The organism is Streptacidiphilus jiangxiensis (assembly GCF_900109465.1).
GTDB classification, from domain to species: domain Bacteria; phylum Actinomycetota; class Actinomycetes; order Streptomycetales; family Streptomycetaceae; genus Streptacidiphilus; species Streptacidiphilus jiangxiensis.
On sequence record NZ_FOAZ01000004.1, the window covers coordinates 236419 to 255772 of the forward strand.

The following is a 19354-nucleotide window of genomic DNA, read 5'->3' on the forward strand; positions in this document are numbered from 1 at the left end:
CATGACGTTCCCGGGGCCTCGGCCCTTTGGCCCCCTGGGCCCCGACCCTTCAGCCTTGGGCCCCTCCCTCGGCCCCGGGCCTGCCCCCGGTTTCCCGGCCCGTGGCCCCCGCGCAGCCGCTCCGGGCGGTGCCGCCGCCTCGCGCTGCCCCGAGGGGGCTCGTGGACGCCGCGAGCGGGCTTCCGCCATGCCCTGGCGGCTCCTGAACGGCGTGACGTTCTCTGGGCCTCGGTCCGTGGCTTGGCCCCTTGGGCCCCGGCCCCGGCCTTTCAGCGCTGGGCCCCTCCGGCTGCCTCTGGGCCTGCCCTCGGCTTGCCGGCCCGGGCCCCGCGCAGCCGCTCCCGGCGCTGCCGCCGCCTCGCGCTGCCCCGAGGGCCTCGTGGAGGCCGGGAGCGGGCTTCCGCCATGCCCCGGCGGCCCCTGAACGGCATGACGTTCTCTGGGCCCCGCCCCTTTGGCCCCCTGGACCCCGGCCCCGACCCTTTCAGCCTGTGGGCCCCTCGGGCTGCGCCTGGGCCTGCCCCAGTTCCTCGGCCCGTCGCTTGGCACCTGGCCCCAGCCCCAGCCCTCCAGCCGGTGGGCCCGCCCGCGGCCCCTGGCCCTGTCCTCGGCTTCCCGGAGCTTGGCGCCGCCCCCAGCTCCTCGGCCCGTGGGCCCCCGGCTCCCGCCACCGGCCCCTCGGTCCCCCAGCTCCTCGGCCTCGGCCCCCCAGCTCCTCGGCCTCGGCCCCCCAGCCCCGGGGCCCGCACCCGTCATGGGTGACGGTGTGGCCGCGGTTGCCGTCAGGGAGGCTGTCAGGAGGGTCAGGACGGACCAGGGAAGGCTGGCGGGCCGACGCTGTTCAGGAGGGCGCCGCCGAGGCGCGTGGCGGTGTTCCAGGTGGCGACCAGGGGCGGCTGGGCCCGGGCGCCGCCGGTGACGGCCGAGGCGGTGGGGAGGGAGGGTGGAGGCTCCGCCCCAGTGGAGGCCCCAGAGGGCCGTGGCGGCGTACAGGAGGGCCGCGGAGTGGCCCGGGAGGGTCCGCAGCGCGGCGGCCAGCAGGGAGAGCACCACGCTCGCGAGCGTCAGCGCGCGTAGCGCGGTCGATGAGGGCGACGGTGACGGCTGTGCCGACGACGGAGGCCCCCCCGGGCACCAGCAGCGCCCCACCCCGGCGGCCGAGGAACGCCGCGATGCGTCGCCGACGCCACCGCGGAGACCGTCGCCGCCATCGCGGCCGCGCGCGACAGGGTGGCCGCGCGCGTCGCGTGCCGGTCGCGCAGTCTGGCGGCGGTCTCGGCCTACTTGGAGGCCGTGGCGGCGTCCTGACGGGCTGCCTCCAGGGCCGCGGCGAGGCGGTCCGGGGTGCGCGTGGAGAGGTACAGGTACGGCGTCGGGTCCTCCGGGTCGGTGACGACGACGCGCAGGGCGGTCGGGATGTATCCGCGCATCAGCATGAACGCGCGGGCGTCGGCCTTGGTGGTGCGCCAGGCGAAGGCCGCCTCCCGGTCCAGCGGCTCGGCCTCGCCGAGCGCGGTGACGGGGATCTTCGCCTCGCCGGCGAGCAGGTGGCCCTGGGTGACCCGGATCCGCGGCGAGCCGTAGCTGCTCAGCAGCACGGCCCCGCCGACGCCGCCCGCGACCAGGCCCAGCAGCGCCGCGATCGGGCTGAAGACGAGCAGGACCAGCATGAAGGAGATGCCGCAGCCCACCGGCAGCAGCCACAGGACCGCCGGGGCGGAGAGGCGTTCGTCGTACATGGCGTCCATTGTGCGCCGCGCGGGCGGCGCGCCCGACCGCGGGGCGGGTGAAACGTCCACTGCCTGTAGGGTCACCGAGTGACCGATGCAGCACGACCCAGCCTCACCCCGCCGCCGGACGCGGTTGCGCCCGTCCGCCACCCGGACGCGCCCGCGCCCGGGCAGTTGATCGAGCCGCACTACGAGTTCTGCTTCGGCTGCGGTCCGGCCCAGCCGTCCGGCCTGCACCTGGCCGCGCGGGCCGGTGAGGGCGTGGAGATCTTCGCGGAGTTCACCGTCGCGCCCACCCATCAGGGCGGCCCCGGTCTGGCCCACGGCGGTGTGCTGGTCACGGCCATGGACGACGCGCTCGGCACGCTGAACTGGCTGCTGCACTCCACCTCGGTCACGGCGCGGCTGGAGACCGACTTCCGCCGCCCCGTCCCGGTCGACTCGACCCTCTACCTGCACACCTGGGTCGAGGCCGTCGCCGGCCGCAAGATCTTCTGCCGCGGCGAGGCCCGGCTGGACGCGCCGGACGGCCCGCTCGCGCTGACCGCGCAGGCGCTGTTCATCCAGGTCCCGCTGGAGCACTTCGTCAACCACGGCCGTCCCGAGGACATCAAGGCGGCCATGGACAACCCCGACCTGCACAAGCGCGTCCGCGCCTTCGAGGTGAACCCGTGAGCTCCGACCTGCACCCCGTCGACGTCCTGATCCGGCGGATCGACGAGGACCTGCCCGTCCCCGCGTACGAGCACCCCGGCGACGCCGGTGCGGACCTGCGCACCACCGTCGACGCCGTCCTGGAGCCCGGCGAGCGGGCCGTCCTGCCGACCGGTGTCGCCATCGCGCTGCCGGACGGGTACGCGGCCTTCGTACACGCGCGCTCCGGTCTGGCCGCGCGGTGCGGCATCGCCCTCGTCAATGCCCCCGGAACGGTCGATGCCGGGTACCGTGGTGAGATCAAGGTGATCGTCGTCAACCTCGACCCGCGCGAGCGGGTGGTCTTCCACCGGGGGGACCGGATCGCCCAGCTGGTCGTCCAGCGGGTGGAGAAGGTCCGCTTCCACGAGGTGGCGGAACTGCCGGGGTCGGCGCGCGCCGCAGGAGGCTTCGGGTCGACGGGGGGCCATGCCGCGGTTAGCATTCCCGCGGCCGGGCAGAAAGACTCTTCGGTACCCGACCGGGAAGGACAGTGACCGTGTTCCGTCGTCGCGCCAAGGGCGAGGACGCTGGCAATCAGCTCGACGAGCTGGCCGACGCCGACAGCAACGAGTTCGAGGACGCCTCCGACCTGGAGGACGGCGAGGGGGAGCGGGTCGGCCTGCCGCCGGCGCCGCGTCCCGAGGGCCCGTTCGACATCAACGAGGTCGAGGGCGCCGCCAAGGACGGCCGGGTGGACCTGGGCGGTCTGCTGGTCCCCGGCGTCGACGGCATGGAGCTGCGGGTCGAGGTCGCGGGCGACGCGATCGTCGCGGCCACGCTGGTGCTCGGCAACAGCGCCATCCAGCTGCAGGCCTTTGCCGCGCCGCGGTCCGAGGGCATCTGGGGCGAGGTCCGCGACGAGATCGCGGACGGCATCCGGCAGCAGGGCGGTGTGGTCGACGAGGAGGAGTCCAACCTCGGCTGGGGCCTGCGCGCCCAGGTCCCGGTGCAGCTGCCCGACGGCACGCGCGGGGTCCAGCTGGTCCGCTTCGTCGGCTGCGACGGGCCGCGGTGGTTCCTGCGCGGCGTGATCAGCGGCCAGGCGGCCATGCAGGACGATGCGGCGGCGGTGCTGGAGCAGGTCTTCCGCCAGACGATCGTCGTCCGCGGTGACTCGCCGATGGCGCCCCGCGACCCGATCGTGCTGCGCCTTCCCGAGGACGCCCAGATGGTCCCGGACGGCATGCCCCAGCAGGGGCGTCCCGCCTCCATGGGCGACCTCAACCCCTTCGACCGGGGCCCGGAGATCACCGAGGTCCGGTAGCGCACCACCCGTAGGGGCGCGGGGAACGGCGCGAGCAACCACCCTGTGCGGATGGCCCTGTCCGATGAGGACCATCCGCAGGTCGGTGGCTTGTCGCGCAGTTCCCCGCGCCCCTTGGTGTGGCAACTACCTGCGGGAGCGCACGCTCACCAGAGTGACGGCTTGCGGGTGGCCCACGGGCGGGCGGATTCCAGTTGGGCGGACAGGGAGATGAGGGTGCTCTCCTCGCCGTAGCGGGCGCCCAGCATGACGCCGATGGGCAGGCCGTCCGCCGTCCAGTGCAACGGCAGGCTCACCGACGGCTGGCCCGTCGCGTTGTACAGCGGGGTGAACGGCGTGAACGACGCGATCGCGTCGAACTCCGCCGCCGGGTCGGCGTCGTTGCGGAGGCCGCCGACCGGTGCCGGGGGCTGGGCGAGGGTGGGGGACAGGATCACGTCGTAGGCCTCCATCAGCTGGGCGACCAGCAGGCCCACCGCGCGGAACGCGTAGAGCGCCATGGCGAAGTCGGGGCCGGGTACCTCGCGGCCGAGCGCCCGCAGGTGCCGGGTGAGTGGCATCAGCTTGGACTCGTCCTCCTCCGCCACCGGCGTCTGCGTCGCCATGACCGCCCAGACCTGGCCGAAGACGTTGCGCAGGGTGTCGTCCGCCGGAAGGTCGAGGGTCTCGACCGAGTGCCCGAGCGAGGCCATCAGCTCGGCCGCGGACTCCGTCGCGGCCAGGCAGTCCGCGTGGACCTCCACGCCCGGCACGGGCGCCTGCGTCAGGACGGCCACCCGCAGCGCGCCGGGCTCGCGGTCGGCGAAGCCGCGGAAGGTCTCGCCCGCCCCCAGGGAGGGCGCCGCGTAGGGCTCCCCGGGCATGCTGCCGGCCAGGACGTCCAGCAGAGCGGCGGCGTCCCGCACGGTGCGGGCCAGCGGGCCGGAGGTCGAGAGCCCGGAGATGTCGTAGAACGTAGGCCCGGACGCGACGCGCCCGCGGCTCGGCTTGATGCCGAACAGCCCGCACACCGACGCGGGGATGCGGATGGAGCCGCCGCCGTCGCTTCCGTGGGCGAGGGGGGCGAGGCCGGAGGCCACCGCCGTGCCCGCGCCGCCGCTGGAGCCGCCCGCGGAGCGCTCCAGGTCCCAGGGGGTGCGGGCGGGGGGAGCGACGAGGTTCTCGGAGTAGCAGGGGAGACCGAACTCGGGGGTCTGGGTCTTGCCGAGCAGGACCGTCCCGGCGGAGCGCAGGCGGGTGACGACGTGGTCGTCGACGGCCGGAACGTTCTCGGCGTAGGCGACCGAGCCGAGCGTGGCCCGCACGCCCGCGACGAAGTTCAGGTCCTTGACGGGCACCGGGACGCCGAAGAGGGGCGACAGCGGGCGCTCCTCGCGGCGGGCCTCGGCCGCGTCCGTCTCGGCCTGGCGGGCCTGTTCACGGGCAATGTCCGCGGTGACCGTGACGTACGCGCCGACCGTTTCGTTGAGCCGGTCGATCCGTTCCAGGTAGTGCTCGGTCAGTTCGACGGGGGAGAGCTTGCCCGTCGCGATCAGCTCACCTTGCTCCAACGCGGTCAGGTCGTGCAGCTGGGTCATGCCCCGGCCTCCTCAACGTCCCTACTTATGGGTAACTCCCGGCGCGATCCTCGCACCGGGAGTCGGAGACCCGCCAGGGGCCTGCACGGAGGAGCGCTCTACAGCCCCTGCCAGTGCGGCTTCGCCGCGTAGGTCGCGCGGAAGTAGTCGGCCAGCTTCAGTCCCGCCGCCGCGGCCTCGTCCACGACCACGGTCGCGTGCCGGTGCAGCTGCAGCGCGGAGGCGGGGACGAGGGCGGAGACGGGGCCCTCGACGGTCGCCGCGACGGCCTCGGCCTTGCCCGCGCCGGTGGCCAGCAGGACGAGGTGACGGGCGTCGAGGATGGTGCCGATGCCCTGGGTGATGACGTGGTGCGGCACCTGGTCGATGTCGTCGTCGAAGAAGCGCGCGTTGTCGACCCGGGTCTGCTCGGTGAGCGTCTTGATCCGGGTGCGGGAGGCCAGCGAGGAGCACGGCTCGTTGAAGCCGATGTGGCCGTCGGTGCCGATGCCCAGCAGTTGCAGGTCGACGCCGCCGGCGTCGGCCAGGGCCTGGTCGTAGGCCTCGCAGGCGGCGGTGATGTCCGCGGCGTTGCCGTCGGGGCCGAGGAAGGAGGACTCGCCGAGGCCCAGCGGCTCGACGACCTCGCGCAGCACGGTGGAGCGGTAGGACTCCGGGTGCCCGGCGGGCAGGCCGACGTACTCGTCGAGCTGGCAGATCCGGGCGCGGGAGGCGTCGACCCCGCCGGAGCGGACCTTCGCGGAGAGCGCGGTGTAGATCGGCAGCGGAGTCGAGCCCGTGGCCACGCCCAGAAGCGCGTCCGGCTTCCGGGCCAGCAGGTCGGCGATCGCCGTGGCGATGAGCTCGCCGCCCGCTGCGGCGTCAGGAACGATCACAACTTCCACGCTGGCCTACCGATCTGGAGAGAGTGGTGCCACCTGCACCATGTGGTATAGACCAATCTAGCAGCAGCGCACCCGCCCGCGCTCCCCCTCTTTCGTAACAGCGTCCGAGGTCAGCTGCCGCACCACTACTCCGCACGGGTGGCCAGGTCACGTACCCTCGTGGGGGCCGAAAGCGGCTCGGGCAGGAGAATGGTCGGCATGGGACGCGGCAGGCTGCGCATCTATCTGGGGGCGGCCCCGGGTGTGGGGAAAACCTTCGCCATGCTCGGCGAGGGGAAGCGCCGTGCCGAGCGCGGCACGGACGTGGTCGCCGCGTTCGTGGAGACGCACGGACGGGTGCACACGGCCGACCAGGTCGAGGGCCTGGAGGTCGTGCCCCGCCGGACCATGACCCACCGCGGTGCCGACTTCACCGAGATGGACCTCGACGCGGTCCTGGCCCGCCGCCCCGCCGTCGCCCTGGTGGACGAGCTCGCCCACACCAACGTGCCCGGCTCGCGCCACGACAAGCGCTGGCAGGACGTGGAGGAACTGCTCGACGCCGGGATCGATGTCATCTCCACGGTCAACATCCAGCACCTGGAGTCGCTCGGCGACGCCGTCGAGGGCATCACGGGCGTACGGCAGCAGGAGACCGTCCCCGACGAGGTGGTGCGCCGGGCCGACCAGATCGAGCTGGTCGACATGGCGCCCGAGGCGCTGCGCCGCCGCCTCGCCCACGGCAACGTCTACGCGCCCGAGAAGATCGACGCCGCGCTCGCCCACTACTTCCGTCCCGGCAACCTCACCGCCCTGCGCGAGCTGGCGCTGCTCTGGGTCGCCGACCGGGTCGACGAGTACCTGCAGCGCTACCGCGCCGAGAACCACATCGCCTCGACCTGGCAGGCCCGCGAGCGCATCGTCGTCGGCCTCACCGGCGGGCCCGAGGGCCGGACCCTGATCCGCCGCGCCGCCCGGATCGCGGCCAAGGGCTCGGGCAGCGAGATCCTCGCCGTCTACGTCTCCCGCAGCGACGGGCTGACCAGCGCCTCGCCCAAGGAGCTGACGGTCCAGCGCGGCCTGGTCGAGGACCTCGGCGGCACCTTCCACCACGTGCTCGGCGACAACGCGGCCGAGGCGCTGCTCGATTTCGCCCGCGGCGTCAACGCCACCCAGATCGTCCTCGGTTCCAGCCGCCGCAAGCCGTGGCAGTGGATCTTCGGCCCCGGCGTCGGCGCGACCGTAGCCCGTGAGGCCGGCGACATCGACGTGCACATCGTCACCCACGAGCAGGTGGCCCGCGGCCGCGTGCGACCGATCCGGCGGATCGCCAACCTCGGCCTGCCGCGCACCGTGGCCGGCTGGCTCGTCGGCGTCGGCGGGCCGCTGCTGCTGACCTGGCTGCTGGGCTACTTCCCGGACACCAGCTCAAACCACACCGAGATGCTGCTCTACCTGGGCCTGACCGTGGGCGCGGCGCTGCTCGGCGGGCTCTTCCCGGCGCTGGCCTCGGCGGCGGTCGGCTCCCTGCTGATCAACTGGTTCTACACCCCGCCGCTGCACACCCTGACGATCAGCTCGGTGCAGAACATCATCGCCGTGGCGGTCTTCCTGGCCGTGGCGCTCTCGGTGGCCTACGTCGTCGACCTCGCCGCCCGCCGCACCGCCGAGGCGGCCCGCAGCCGGGCCGAGGCGGAGACGCTGAGCTTCCTCGCGAGCACCGTGCTCGGCGGCAACAGCGGGCTGCCGGCCCTGCTGGAGCGGGTCCGGGAGACCTTCCAGATGGAGTCGGTGGTGATGCTGGAGCGCCCCGACGAGTTCACCCCGTGGCGCACCGCCGGCTGCCTCGGGCCCAACCCCGTCAGCCGCCCCGAGGACGCCGACGTGGACGTGCCGGTCGGCGACCACCTCGCGCTCGCGCTCAGCGGGCGGGTCCTGCCGGCCGGCGACCGCCGCGTGCTCGTCGCCTTCGCCGCCCAGGCGGCCGTGCTGCTGGAGAAGCGCCGCCTGGAGGAGGAGGCCGCCGAGGCGCGCCGCCTGGCCGAGGGCAACCGCATCCGCACCGCGCTGCTCGCCGCCGTCTCGCACGACCTGCGCACGCCGCTGGCCGGGATCAAGGCGTCCGTCACCTCGCTGCGCTCCGACGACGTGGCCTGGGAGCCCGAGGACGAGGCCGAGCTGCTGGCCGGGATCGAGGCCGGCGCCGACCGCCTGGACCACCTGATCGGCAACCTGCTCGACATGAGCCGGCTGCAGACCGGAACGGTCGTGCCGATCGTCCGCGAGATCGATCTGGACGAGGTCGTCCCGCTCGCCCTGCTCGGTGTCGCCTCGGACGCGGTGCGCACCGAGATCCCCGAGACGCTGCCGATGATCTCCGCCGACCCGGGCCTGCTGGAGCGGGCGCTCGGCAACGTGATCGAGAACGCGGTCAAGTACAACGCCGGCAACCGGGCCGGCGCCGACGGCGGGACCTGCCGGGTCGCGGTCTCCGCGAGCGAGCTGAACGGCCGCGTCGAGGTGCGCGTCGCCGACCACGGCCCGGGCATCCCGGACGAGGCCAAGGACAGGGTCTTCGAGCCGTTCCAGCGCTACGGGGACGCCCCGCGCGGGGCCGGCGTCGGCCTCGGCCTCGCGGTGGCCCGAGGCTTCGTCGAGGCCACCGGCGGCACGCTGACGGCCGAGGACACGCCAGGCGGCGGGCTCACCATGGTGTTCACTCTTCCGTGTGCGGCCGCGGCTGTGGCCGTGGTTCCGCCGCTCACCCACCCAGCGCTCACCCCTGAAAGGCAGCAGCTCACATGACCCGGGTCCTGGTCGTCGACGACGAACCCCAGATCGTCCGCGCCCTGGTGATCAACCTCAAGGCCCGGCACTACGAGGTGGACGCCGCCCACGACGGCACCTCCGCACTGGAGCTGGCCGCCGCCCGCCACCCCGACGTGGTCCTGCTCGACCTCGGCCTGCCCGACATGGACGGCACCGAGGTGATCCGCGGCCTGCGCGGCTGGACCAAGGTGCCGATCATCGTCCTGTCGGCCCGGCAGACCTCCGACGAGAAGGTCCAGGCGCTGGACGCCGGCGCCGACGACTACGTGACCAAGCCCTTCGGCATGGACGAGCTGCTGGCCCGGCTGCGTGCCGCGGTCCGGCGCGGGGCGCCGGTCGGACCCGAGTCCGAGAGCGCGATCGTCGCGACGGACACCTTCACCGTCGACCTGGCCGCCAAGCGGGTCACGCGGGAGGGCAAGGACATCCGGCTCACCCCGACCGAGTGGCACCTGCTGGAGGTCATGGTCCGCAACAGCGGACGGCTCGTCAGCCAGAAGCAGCTGTTGCAGGAGGTCTGGGGCCCCGCCTACGGCACGGAGAGCAACTACCTGCGCGTCTACATGGCGCAGCTGCGCCGCAAACTGGAGCTCGACCCGAGCGCGCCGCGGCACTTCGTCACCGAACCGGGCATGGGGTACCGCTTCGAGTTGTAATGCCTGCGGGTAAGGCCTCCGGGTCACGTGCGGGCTGTACCCTTCGGGCATGAGCAGTGAGATCGCCGGGGCGCGCCCGCAGGGCCGGTTGCGCCGCATGTTCAGCAAGCTGAGCAGCAGCAACGAGGAGCTGAACGCGGAGCTGCTGCGACAGGACGTCGAAGAGACCGGCGCCATCCCGATCGCGGCCTGCGGGGACCGCCAGGAGGTCACCGTCTCCGGCACGCTGCGCGCGGTCACGCTGCGCCCGCGGGCCGGCGTCCCCGCTCTGGAGGCCGAGCTCTTCGACGGCAGCGACGCGCTGGACGTGGTCTGGCTCGGCCGTCGCTCGATCGTGGGAATCGAACCGGGCCGCAAGCTCATCGCGCACGGCCGGATCAGCCACGCGCGCGGGCGCCGGGTGCTGTTCAACCCGCGCTACGAGCTGCGCCCCCAGGGACAGGAGTGACCGGGTGAGCCACCGCGCCCCCTCCGCCGACGCCGCCGATGCCGGCGACAACGGCGCCGCCAGTCTGATCGAGGCCTTCGGCGGCGTCCGCGGCATGATCGACATGACGCTGCCGGGTCTGGTCTTCATCGTCGTCTTCACGATCACGAAGGACGTCGCGGTCTCGTCCTGGTCCGCGCTGGGGCTCACCCTGGTGCCGGTCGCCTGGCGGCTGTGGCGCCGGGAGACCCTCAAGCACGCCTTCGGCGGCGTGCTGGGCGTCGGGATCGGCGCGTTCATCGCGATCGAGTCCGGCAAGCCGCAGAACTTCTACCTGACGTCGATGATCTACGGCCTGGTGCTGCTGGTCGCCTACGCGGTCTCCGCGCTGGTGCGCTGGCCGCTGCTGGGCGTCATGCTGGGGCCGGTCCTCGGCGAGAACATGACCTGGCGGACCCAGAACCCGGGCCGACTGGCCGCGTACACCAAGGCCACCTGGGTCTGGGTCGCGCTGTTCGCGCTGCGCGCCCTGATCCTCTTCCCGCTGTACTGGGCGGGGCAGGTGACCTGGCTCGGCGTCGCCAAGATCGCGCTGGGCGTTCCGCCGTGGTTGGTCGCGATCTACCTCTCCTGGCTGATCCTGTCGAAGGCGCCGCCGCCCATCAAGGTGAACCTCGAGGACGACCACGAGACGGAAGCCCCGGAGCAGCAGGCCGCCCGTGCGGTCGATGACGCCGTCGAGGGTGCTTTCCACGACCTGGCGTCGAGCCCGGTCCCGCAGGAGCGCTCGGAGCGGTAGTGGCCACGCGCCAGGGGCGCGGGGAACTGCGCGGCAAGCCACCCTGTGTGGTGACTCGCCGAACGAGCAGGGCCATCCCGGCAGGGTGGTTGCTCGCGCAGTTCCTCGCGCCCCTGGACGTTGCGACTAACTCTCAGCCGCGAAGAGAGCCTCGAGCTCCGTTTCCTTCTCCGCCGTGGCGACGAAGAGGAGCTCGTCGCCGGCCTCCAGGACGTCGCTGCCGGAGGGGACCAGGACGCGGCCCTCGCGGATGATGGTGACCAGCGCCGTGTCGTCCGGCCAGGCGATGGACTTGACCTGGGTGCCCACCACCGGCGCGTCCGAGCCGAGGGTGAGTTCGACGAGGTTGGCGTCGCCCTGGCTGAAGCGCATGAGGGTGACCAGGTCACCCACGCTCACGGCCTCCTCGACCAGCGCGGACATCAGGCGCGGCGTGGAGACGGCCACGTCGACGCCCCAGGCCTCGTTGAAGAGCCACTCGTTCTTCGGGTTGTTCACCCGGGCCACGACGCGCGGGACGCCGTACTCGGTCTTGGCCAGCAGCGAGACGACCAGGTTGACCTTGTCGTCGCCGGTGGCCGCGATCACGACGTTGCAGCGCTGCAGCGCGGCCTCGTCGAGGGCCGTGATCTCGCAGGCGTCGGCCAGCAGCCACTCCGCCTGGGGGACCCGCTCCACCGAGATGGACTTGGGGTTCTTGTCCACGAGGAGCACCTCGTGGCCGTTCTCCAGCAGCTCGCCCGCGATGGAACGACCCACCGCACCGGCTCCGGCGATTGCGACGCGCATCAGTGCTCCTCCGGGCCCTTCGCGAAGGCGGCCTCGACGGCCTCCAGATCGGCGGTGCGCAGCATCACATGCACCAGGTCGCCCTCCTGGAGGACCAGGTCGGCGGTGGGCAGGATGCCCTGGCCGAGCCGGGTGACGAACGCCACGCGCACGTCGGCGTCCTGCTCCAGCTTGGTGACGCGGTGGCCGATCCACCCGGAGGCGAAGGGGACCTCGGCCAGCTGCACGGCGCCGCTCGGGTCCTGCCAGTGCGGTTCGGCACCGGAGGGGAGCAGACGGCGCAGCATCTGGTCCGCGGTCCAGCGGACGGTGGCGACAGTGGGGATGCCCAGGCGCTGGTACACCTCGGCCCGGCGGGGGTCGTAGATCCGGGCGGCGACGTTCTCGACGCCGAAGTTCTCCCGGGCGACGCGCGCCGCGATGATGTTGGAGTTGTCGCCGCTGCTGACCGCGGCGAAGGCTCCGGCCTCTTCGATCCCGGCCTCGCGCAGTGTGTCCTGGTCGAAACCGACCCCGGTCACGCGCTTGCCTGCGAAGTCCGACCCGAGACGGCGGAACGCCGTGGGGTCCTGGTCGACGACGGCGACCGAGTGACCCTGCTTCTCGAGGGTGCGCGCGAGGGTCGATCCCACGCGTCCGCATCCCATGATGACGATGTGCACGACCGTCCTTCCGGTGTCGGTTGTTCGAGGTCGATGGTGACACCCTCTTAACGCTCTCTTGTCACCAGGGTGGCACTGTCGGGAGGATTTGGTACCCAGAGCGCAGCAGTTGGACCATCTTCCCCTCGGAACCCTCACACCAGGTCACCAGGGCTTTCCGCCTGCGATGCCGCAGTTTTGGACCCTCACTACCTGCGAACCTTCGGAAGCATCTACCATCCTCTGCGTGCCAAAACTCACTGACCTGCCGAAGCGAATCCTTATCGGCCGCGCGTTGCAGAGCGACAAGCTCGGCGAGACCCTGCTGCCCAAGCGGATCGCTCTGCCGGTCTTCGCCTCCGACGCGCTCTCCTCGGTGGCCTACGCCCCCGAGCAGATCTTCCTGTCCCTGTCGGTGGCGGGCATCGCCACGATCCACTTCTCCTGGTGGATCGGCGCGATCGTCGGCCTGGTCATGCTGGTCGTCGTCGCGTCCTACCGACAGAACGTGCACGCCTACCCGAGCGGTGGTGGCGACTACGAGGTCGCCACCGTCAACCTGGGCGGCAACGCGGGCCTCACCGTGGCCGCCGCGCTGCTGGTCGACTACGTGCTCACCGTGGCCGTCTCCACGACCTCGGGCGTCGCCAACATCGTCTCCGCCGTCCCGTCGCTGCACGGGCACGAGGTGGCGCTGTCGGTCACGCTCGTGGTCGTCCTGATGGCGATGAACCTGCGTGGCGTGCGCGAGTCGGGCACCGCCTTCGCGATCCCGACCTACGCCTTCATGGGCGGCATCTTCGTGATGATGGTCTGGGCGGCGGTCCGGAACTTCTTCTTCGACTCGCACATGCACGCCGCCAGCGCCGGCTTCTCGCTGGTGCCGCAGGCCGGGCACGTGGACCCGACCGGCATCGCGATGGTCCTGCTGCTGCTGAAGACCTTCTCCTCCGGCTGTGCCGCGCTGACCGGTGTCGAGGCGATCTCCAACGGCGTCCCGGCCTTCCGCAAGCCGAAGAGCAAGAACGCCGCGACCACGCTGCTGATGATGGCCGTGATCGCCGTCACGATGCTCATCGGCATCATCTGGATGGGCAACCTGACCGGCCTGAAGATGGCCGAGGACACCAGCCAGCTGCACGGCGCCCCCGCGGGCTACCAGCAGAAGACGGCGATCGCGCAGATCTCCGAGGCGGTCTTCTCCAACTTCCACCTGGGCTTCTACTTCATCGCCGCGGTCACCGGCCTGATCCTGGTACTGGCCGCCAACACGGCCTTCAACGGCTTCCCGGTGCTCGGCTCGATCCTCGCCCAGGACCGTTACCTGCCGCGCCAGCTGCACACGCGCGGTGACCGGCTCGCGTTCTCCAACGGCATCATCCTGCTGGCGAGCGTGGCGATCGTCTTCATCATCGGCTACGACGCCGACCCGAACCGTCTGATCCAGCTCTACATCATCGGCGTGTTCGTCTCGTTCAACATGAGCCAGACCGGCATGATCCGGCACTGGACCCGCCTGCTGAAGACCGAGACCGACCCGGCCGAGCGCCGCCGCATGATCCGCAGCCGTGTGATCAACGCGGTCGGCCTCACCTGCACCGCCTGCGTGCTCGTGGTCGTCCTGGCGACCAAGTTCATGTCCGGCGCCTGGATGTCCTGCCTGCTGATGGTCGTCTTCTTCATCACCATGAAGGGCATCAACAAGCACTACACCCGGGTCTCCGCCGAGCTCGCGCTCGACGACGCCCAGGCCGAGGCGGAGGCGCTGCCGGCCCGCGTGCACGGCGTGGTGCTGGTCTCCAAGCTGCACAAGCCGACCCTGCGGGCGATCGCCTACGCGCAGCTCTCCTCGCGCAGCAGCGCCCGCCTGGAGGCGGTCACGGTCGACGTCGACCCGCTCGACACCAAGGCACTCCAGGAGGAGTGGGAGCGCCGCGGCATCGAGGTGCCGCTGAAGGTGCTGCACTCGCCCTACCGCGAGATCACCGGCCCGATCGTGGAGTACGTGCGGCAGCTGCGCAGCAGCAACCCGCGCGACGTGGTCACGGTCTTCATCCCCGAGTACGTCGTGGGCCACTGGTACGAGCACCTGCTGCACAACCAGAGCGCGCTGCGACTCAAGGGCCGTCTGCTGTTCAAGCCCGGCGTGATGGTGACCTCGGTACCCTGGCAGTTGGAGTCCTCCGAGCGCCGCCGCAAGCAGCGCCCGTGGAACGCGCCGGGCCAGATCCGGCGTGGCGATGTCGGACGCCGCGAGGAGCGGCCGAAGGCGTCGAGCTCCGTCGCATCCGCTTCTGCCGCTAAGGACGACCAGGCGTGACCTCCCGCCGCAGCACCACCGCCCGTCGCACCGCCCCTTCGGACTCGCCGTCGCTCGTCGGTGAGCGCTACGAGGTCGAGGTGGGCCCGGTGGCCCACGGCGGCCACTGTGTCGCCCGCCACGAGGGCCGGGTCCTGTTCGTCCGGCACGCGCTGCCGGGCGAGCTGGTGATCGCCGAGGTGACGGACGGCACCGCGACCTCGCGCTTCCTGCGCGCCGACGCGGTGGAGGTGCTGCGGCCCGCCAAGGAGCGTGTCGCCGCGCCCTGCCCCTACGCGGGGCCGGGCCTGTGCGGCGGCTGCGACTGGCAGCACGTCACGCCGGGCGGGCAGCGCAAGCTCAAGGTGGCGGTGCTGACCGAGCAGCTGAAGAAGCTGGCCGGGATCACCCCGGAGGAGGCGGGCTGGGACGGCAGCGTCGAGCCCGCCCCGGGCGACAAGCTCCCGGCGGGCCAGGTGCCGGCCTGGCGCACCCGCGTCCAGTACGCGGTCGACCCGAAGACCGGTAAGGCCGGTCTGCGCCGTCACCGCTCGCACGAGGTGGTCCCCGTCGAGCAGTGCCTGATCGCGGCGCCCGGCGTGCAGGAGCTCGGCATCGAGCGGCGCGAGTGGCCGCAGATCGCGAGCGTCGAGGCGATCGCCGCGACCGGCTCCTCGGACCGCTCCGTCGTGCTGGTGCCGACTCCGGGCGGCCGGCTGCCGATCGTCGAGCTGGACCGGCCCGTCTCGGTGCAGCGCATCGACGACCACGGTGGCTACCACCGCGTCCACGGCCGCAACTTCGTGCGCGAGCGCGCGGCGGACCGCACCTGGCGGGTCAGCAACGGCGGCTTCTGGCAGATCCACCCGGCCTCCGCCGACACGTTGGTGAACGCCGTGCTGGACGGGCTGGAGCCGCGCGACGGCGAGAACGCCCTCGACCTGTACTGCGGCGTCGGTCTCTTCGCGGGCGCGCTCGCGGACCGGCTGGGGGAGTACGGCGCGGTGCTCGGCATCGAGTCGAGCAAGCAGGCCGTCGAGGACGCCCGCCACAACCTCTCCGACCTGATCGGCGAGAAGCGGGTCCGCATCGAGGTCGGCCAGGTCGAGAAGCTGCTGCCGCGCACCGGCATCAGTGAGACGGACCTGATCGTCCTGGACCCGCCGCGTGCGGGCGCGGGCCGCGAGACGGTGAAGCACCTGGCCGGTCTCGGCGCCCGTCGCATCGCCTACGTGGCCTGCGACCCGGCGGCGCTCGCCCGCGATCTCGCCTTCTTCGCCGACGCCGGCTACCAGCCGGTCACGCTGCGCGCCTTCGACCTGTTCCCGATGACGCACCACTTCGAGTGCGTGGCGATTCTGGAGCCCCGCAGCGGGGAATGAGATCCCTACTGGCCTGAATGTCCTTGTCTCAAACTGACCCCTTCCTGTGCTAGCGGAATCGCGCTAGCTTCAACGTATGAGCAAAAAGCAGTTGAATGTCCGGGTTGATGCCACCACGGCGGAGATCGCACGGACCAGGGCGGAACAGGAAGGGATCAGCATGAACCAGTACATCGAGAAGCTGGTCCAGCAGGACTTGGGCGAGACAGGGCGGGCCTTCGTGGATGCCGCGGCGCAGTTCATGAAGGAGTACGAGGCGGTCTTCCTCGCGGAGTTCGGTGGAGATCGAGAGGTCACGGCACAGCGTCGCTGAGGGGGCTCCGTCGTTGAATGTGAATGTCGAGATCGACCTGTCCTGGCTGCTCATGGTCGCCGAGCAGTACACACCGGGCGACCCCCGGGTCACCGACTACGGCTCCCTGGTCGCGGCGGTGACCCGGCATCAGGCGGAGATCTTCGACGTGCTCGTCTACCCCGAGCCCGAGGACCGCGCGGCGGCGCTGATGCACCAGCTCATCCGGGTGCCCGCGCTGGAACGCAACAACGAACTGTTCGCGACGGCCGTGGCCTTCGCCTACCTGGTCGCCGGTGGCGCCACGGTGGCCACCACGACCCGCGAGATGCGCGCCCTCTCCCGGGCCGTCCGGGAAGGGCGCCTGGGTGTCGGCGGTACCGCGGAGCGCCTGGCCGCGTGGGTCGTCGACCAGGCCCCCGAAGGCGCGATCGAGGGCGCCGAGGACTCGGAGGACTCCGAGGCCGATCCGGACGACGAAGGCCCCGACGAGGACTGAACCGCACCATGCTCCACGACATCGTCTCCTGGCTCCGCTGCCCCGTCTGCGCCGACGGGTTGACGCTCGACCAGAACGCGCTGCGCTGCCCCGCCCGCCACTCCTTCGACGTGGCGAAACAGGGCTACGCCAACCTCCTCCCCGGCGGCGCCCACACCGGCACCGGCGACACGGCCGCGATGGTCGCGGCCCGCGTCGACTTCCTCGGCGCCGGTCACTACGCGCCGATCGCCGAGGCGCTGGCCCGCGCCGTGCCGGGGGACACCCGCCGCGTGGTCGATCTGGGCGCCGGCACCGGCTCCTATCTGGCGCGCGTGCTCGACGCCGTCCCCGCGGCCGCAGGACTCGCCCTGGACATCTCCAAGTTCGCCCTGCGCCGCGCGGCCAGGGCACACCCGCGCGCCGGCGCGGTCGTCTGCGACGCCTGGCAGCCTCTGCCGCTGCGTGACGGCGTGGCGGACGTGGTGCTGAACGTCTTCGCCCCGCGCCGCGGCGAGGAGATCCGCCGTGTCCTGCGGCCCGGCGGCCGCCTGCTCGTGGTGACCCCGACCCCGGCCCATCTCGGCGAGCTGGTCCGCGAACTGTGCCTGCTCGGCGTCGACGACCGCAAGGACGAACGTCTCGCCAAGGCGCTGGAGCCCCACCTCGCTCCGCGTGGCGCCGAGGAGGTCAGGTTCACCATGAAGCTCTCGCACGCGGAGGTCGCCACGGTCGTCGGCATGGGCCCGAGCGCGTGGCACACGGACGCGGACGCGCTGACCGCGAGGATCGCGGGGTTGCCGGATCCCGTGGAGGTGACGGCCGCCGTCCTGGTGAGCGAGTTCGTTGCAGGACCATAGGGACGCGAGGCTCCGACCGGTGCGGCCCCGCCGTGTGGGCGCGAGTGACCACCGGCGTGCGGATGGCCCTGGGCGCCCCGGCCCGACTGCACGCCGGTGGCTTGTCGCGGAGTTCCTCGCGCCCCTGGCGTGCTGCAACTTCCCTCGGCTGAGTGGATCACCCGTCGCCGTGACGTTTCCGCTTTCCGACGTCCGCATAGCGTCAGGGGCATGCCTCTTCGCCCCGCGGTGACCGAGCTCCGGCTGACCGCGTTCAAGTCCTTCCGCGACGCCGTCCTCCCGCTCGAACCGGTGACGCTGCTGCACGGCGCGCCCGGCGCGGGGAAGAGCAACGCCCTGGAGGCGCTCGTCGCGCTGGCCGCCCTCGCCGAAGGTGAGCCCGTGGACGCCGCGTTGGGAGCGGTCCGCGGCGCCGCCGCGGACTGTGCGCCGTTCGGGGAGGACCTGATCCGGCTCGGCTGCACCGTCACCGGCCCCGTCGGTGAGGCGCGGCTCGACGCCAACCTGCAGGTGCGGCGCGACGGCGCACTCGTCGTCGCGGAGCGACTCACGCTGGGCGGGCGGCTGCTGGTCACCACCGGCACCGTGGACCCCGCCGGCGGGCGCGTGGACGTCGCCTGGCACAGCGACGGGCGGCAGGGGGACATTCGGGCGCCGCTCTCCGCGTCCGCGCTCGTCACCGCGCAGCTGCCGCTGCGCGTCGCGGGGGCGACCAGTGGGGAACGCCTGGTGCTGGGCGCCTCCGAGCAGGTGGTGACCGCCCTGCGGGAGAGCTTCGCGCTCGATCCGGCCCCGGCCCTGATGCGTACCTGGGCGCGGGCGGACGACGCCGCCCGGCTCCGCGGCACCGCCGAGAACCTCTCCGCCGTCATCGCCCGGATCGAGGGGGAGTGCCGAATCCGCTTCGGCAGACTCGTGCAGGCGGCCCGGGACATGGGCGCCGTCCCGGTCACCGGCCTCGGCGCGCTGCGCCGCACCGCGTCGGACGGGACGCAGCGGGTGTGCGCGGGCCTGGACGAACCCAGCGGTCGCCGCGTCGGCGCGGACGCGCTCTCCTCCGGCGTCCTGCGTCAACTCGCGTTCGCCACCGTCCTGCTGACCGGTCCCGGAGTGCTGCAGATGAGCCCGGCGCTGGAGATCCCGGATGCGGAACGCCTGCTGCAGGTCCTCGCGGACGACCTCGACCTGGGCCTGCCGGGCGACCGCACCGCCGCGCTGCTGCGGCTGGCCACGGAGGTCGCCGCACGCGGCCACGTCCGCCTGCTGGCCACGGCCGGCGCGGAGCCACTCGTGCCCGTGCCCGGGGTCCGCGCGGTGCTCTGCAGTCGCGACGGAGCCGGACGGAGCCTCCTTCAGCCCGCGGTGAACTCGTCGTTCCCGGCGGCCTCGACGGCTTCGGCAGCCTCGGCCGCGTCGACCTCGGCGCTGCCCTCACGGTAGATCTTCGCCGAGCTGATCCGGCCGTCCCGCAGGTGGTAGAAGCCGGCGACCGGGGCCTCGCGCCGGTGGCCGGAGACCGTGAAGTGCTCGACCATCTGGCAGGCGGCCCGGTCGCCGTCCACGAGCAGGTTCTCCAGCGTCAGCGTGGGGAGCAGGTGCTCCAGCGCGCCGGTGAACAGCTCGGTCAGTTCGGTGCGGCCGCGGGCCACGGACCTGCCGGTGATCCACACCGCGTCGTCGGTGAACCCGGCCAGCAGGGCCGGGAGATCCCGGTCGTTGAAGGCACGCAGGTGCTCGCGGATGGCGGTTTCCGTCGCGGTGGCGTTCACCTG

19 protein-coding genes are annotated in these 19354 nt (G+C 72.5%); 13 read left to right on the top strand and 6 right to left on the bottom strand.

Annotated features, from left to right (window positions below; translation table 11 throughout):
- Positions 1 to 1280: 1280 nt before the first annotated feature.
- Positions 1281 to 1739 (bottom strand): DUF3093 domain-containing protein, encoded by a 459-nt coding sequence (locus BMY61_RS09970; RefSeq protein ID WP_425314677.1) that lies wholly within the window; start codon positions 1737 to 1739, stop codon positions 1281 to 1283.
- Positions 1740 to 1817: 78 nt separating this feature from the next.
- Between BMY61_RS09970 and BMY61_RS09975 the strand changes: the two genes are divergently transcribed.
- From BMY61_RS09975 to BMY61_RS09985, 3 genes are read left to right on the top strand one after another with little or no spacing between them, the layout of a single operon-like run.
- Positions 1818 to 2405, top strand: a complete 588-nt coding sequence (locus BMY61_RS09975) for a PaaI family thioesterase (RefSeq protein WP_042441762.1) — start codon at positions 1818 to 1820, stop codon at positions 2403 to 2405.
- Positions 2402 to 2920: a dUTP diphosphatase gene (gene dut / locus BMY61_RS09980; protein WP_174514452.1), complete on the top strand. Its 519-nt coding sequence runs from the start codon at positions 2402 to 2404 to the stop codon at positions 2918 to 2920. The genes BMY61_RS09975 and dut overlap by 4 nt, the downstream gene beginning before the upstream one ends.
- A 2-nt stretch (positions 2921 to 2922) precedes the next feature.
- Positions 2923 to 3690, top strand: a complete 768-nt coding sequence (locus BMY61_RS09985; protein WP_042441966.1) for a DUF3710 domain-containing protein — start codon at positions 2923 to 2925, stop codon at positions 3688 to 3690.
- A gap of 146 nt (positions 3691 to 3836) precedes the next feature.
- On the opposite strand, the gene BMY61_RS09990 is transcribed toward BMY61_RS09985, so the two are convergent.
- Together BMY61_RS09990 and nagB are read right to left on the bottom strand one after the other, a co-directional pair.
- The gene (locus tag BMY61_RS09990; RefSeq protein WP_042441761.1) at positions 3837 to 5267 is read right to left on the bottom strand and encodes an amidase; all 1431 of its coding nucleotides are present in this window, start codon (positions 5265 to 5267) and stop codon (positions 3837 to 3839) included.
- A gap of 98 nt (positions 5268 to 5365) precedes the next feature.
- Positions 5366 to 6151 carry a glucosamine-6-phosphate deaminase gene (nagB, locus tag BMY61_RS09995; protein WP_042441760.1) on the bottom strand — a complete coding sequence of 262 codons (786 nt, stop codon included), beginning with the start codon at positions 6149 to 6151 and terminating at the stop codon, positions 5366 to 5368.
- A gap of 198 nt (positions 6152 to 6349) precedes the next feature.
- On the opposite strand from nagB, the gene BMY61_RS10000 reads away from it, so the two are divergent.
- Genes BMY61_RS10000 through BMY61_RS10015 form a run of 4 tightly spaced genes read left to right on the top strand, consistent with a single transcriptional unit; the run spans position 6350 to position 10841 of the window.
- Positions 6350 to 8935, top strand: a complete 2586-nt coding sequence (locus tag BMY61_RS10000) for a sensor histidine kinase (RefSeq protein ID WP_075003835.1) — start codon at positions 6350 to 6352, stop codon at positions 8933 to 8935.
- Positions 8932 to 9615 (top strand): response regulator, encoded by a 684-nt coding sequence (locus BMY61_RS10005; protein WP_042441759.1) that lies wholly within the window; start codon positions 8932 to 8934, stop codon positions 9613 to 9615. The genes BMY61_RS10000 and BMY61_RS10005 overlap by 4 nt, the downstream gene beginning before the upstream one ends.
- 49 nt (positions 9616 to 9664) lie before the next feature.
- The gene (locus BMY61_RS10010; protein ID WP_042441758.1) at positions 9665 to 10063 is read left to right on the top strand and encodes an OB-fold nucleic acid binding domain-containing protein; all 399 of its coding nucleotides are present in this window, start codon (positions 9665 to 9667) and stop codon (positions 10061 to 10063) included.
- A 4-nt stretch (positions 10064 to 10067) separates the two neighbouring features.
- Positions 10068 to 10841 carry a DUF3159 domain-containing protein gene (locus tag BMY61_RS10015; RefSeq protein WP_042441757.1) on the top strand — a complete coding sequence of 258 codons (774 nt, stop codon included), beginning with the start codon at positions 10068 to 10070 and terminating at the stop codon, positions 10839 to 10841.
- Positions 10842 to 10967: 126 nt separating this feature from the next.
- Here BMY61_RS10015 and BMY61_RS10020 read toward each other — a convergent pair whose 3' ends face one another.
- Positions 10968 to 11630 (bottom strand): potassium channel family protein, encoded by a 663-nt coding sequence (locus BMY61_RS10020; RefSeq protein WP_042441756.1) that lies wholly within the window; start codon positions 11628 to 11630, stop codon positions 10968 to 10970.
- Positions 11630 to 12292 carry a potassium channel family protein gene (locus BMY61_RS10025; protein WP_042441755.1) on the bottom strand — a complete coding sequence of 221 codons (663 nt, stop codon included), beginning with the start codon at positions 12290 to 12292 and terminating at the stop codon, positions 11630 to 11632. The genes BMY61_RS10020 and BMY61_RS10025 overlap by 1 nt, the downstream gene beginning before the upstream one ends.
- A 226-nt stretch (positions 12293 to 12518) precedes the next feature.
- Here BMY61_RS10025 and BMY61_RS10030 point away from each other — a divergent pair, with 226 nt between their 5' ends.
- The 6 genes from BMY61_RS10030 (at position 12519) to BMY61_RS10055 (ending at position 19022) form a co-directional block, all read left to right on the top strand.
- On the top strand, positions 12519 to 14591 hold the full coding sequence (locus BMY61_RS10030; protein WP_042441754.1) for an APC family permease: 2073 nt from the start codon (positions 12519 to 12521) through the stop codon (positions 14589 to 14591).
- The gene (locus BMY61_RS10035; RefSeq protein WP_042441752.1) at positions 14588 to 15952 is read left to right on the top strand and encodes a class I SAM-dependent RNA methyltransferase; all 1365 of its coding nucleotides are present in this window, start codon (positions 14588 to 14590) and stop codon (positions 15950 to 15952) included. The genes BMY61_RS10030 and BMY61_RS10035 overlap by 4 nt, the downstream gene beginning before the upstream one ends.
- Before the next feature lie 76 nt (positions 15953 to 16028).
- Entirely contained in the window at positions 16029 to 16265 is a 237-nt protein-coding gene (locus BMY61_RS10040; RefSeq protein ID WP_042441750.1) for a toxin-antitoxin system HicB family antitoxin, read from the top strand.
- Positions 16266 to 16284: 19 nt separating this feature from the next.
- Positions 16285 to 16743: a hypothetical protein gene (locus tag BMY61_RS10045; protein ID WP_042441748.1), complete on the top strand. Its 459-nt coding sequence runs from the start codon at positions 16285 to 16287 to the stop codon at positions 16741 to 16743.
- 8 nt (positions 16744 to 16751) lie between these two features.
- Positions 16752 to 17582, top strand: coding sequence for a putative RNA methyltransferase (locus BMY61_RS10050; protein WP_042441746.1), 831 nt, complete (start codon positions 16752 to 16754; stop codon positions 17580 to 17582).
- A gap of 210 nt (positions 17583 to 17792) precedes the next feature.
- A complete protein-coding gene (locus BMY61_RS10055; protein WP_143094255.1) occupies positions 17793 to 19022 on the top strand; it encodes an AAA family ATPase in 1230 nt (409 codons plus the stop codon).
- On the opposite strand, the gene BMY61_RS10060 is transcribed toward BMY61_RS10055, so the two are convergent.
- Positions 18935 to 19351 carry a nuclear transport factor 2 family protein gene (locus BMY61_RS10060; protein WP_042441744.1) on the bottom strand — a complete coding sequence of 139 codons (417 nt, stop codon included), beginning with the start codon at positions 19349 to 19351 and terminating at the stop codon, positions 18935 to 18937. The two genes, BMY61_RS10055 and BMY61_RS10060, sit on opposite strands and share 88 nt — an antisense overlap.
- Between the last annotated feature and the right edge of the window lie 3 nt (positions 19352 to 19354).

What these genes read in the sequence shown, in the direction of transcription:
- BMY61_RS09990 (WP_042441761.1), bottom strand. Translation starts at nt 5,267, where the DNA reads ATGACCCAGCTGCACGACCTGACCGCGTTGGAGCAAGGTGAGCTGATC.
- BMY61_RS09970 (WP_425314677.1), bottom strand. Translation starts at nt 1,739, where the DNA reads ATGTACGACGAACGCCTCTCCGCCCCGGCGGTCCTGTGGCTGCTGCCG.
- BMY61_RS10000 (WP_075003835.1), top strand. Translation starts at nt 6,350, where the DNA reads ATGGGACGCGGCAGGCTGCGCATCTATCTGGGGGCGGCCCCGGGTGTG.
- BMY61_RS10040 (WP_042441750.1), top strand. Translation starts at nt 16,029, where the DNA reads ATGAGCAAAAAGCAGTTGAATGTCCGGGTTGATGCCACCACGGCGGAG.
- BMY61_RS10005 (WP_042441759.1), top strand. Translation starts at nt 8,932, where the DNA reads ATGACCCGGGTCCTGGTCGTCGACGACGAACCCCAGATCGTCCGCGCC.
- BMY61_RS10020 (WP_042441756.1), bottom strand. Translation starts at nt 11,630, where the DNA reads ATGCGCGTCGCAATCGCCGGAGCCGGTGCGGTGGGTCGTTCCATCGCG.
- BMY61_RS10010 (WP_042441758.1), top strand. Translation starts at nt 9,665, where the DNA reads ATGAGCAGTGAGATCGCCGGGGCGCGCCCGCAGGGCCGGTTGCGCCGC.
- BMY61_RS10055 (WP_143094255.1), top strand. Translation starts at nt 17,793, where the DNA reads ATGCCTCTTCGCCCCGCGGTGACCGAGCTCCGGCTGACCGCGTTCAAG.
- BMY61_RS10050 (WP_042441746.1), top strand. Translation starts at nt 16,752, where the DNA reads ATGCTCCACGACATCGTCTCCTGGCTCCGCTGCCCCGTCTGCGCCGAC.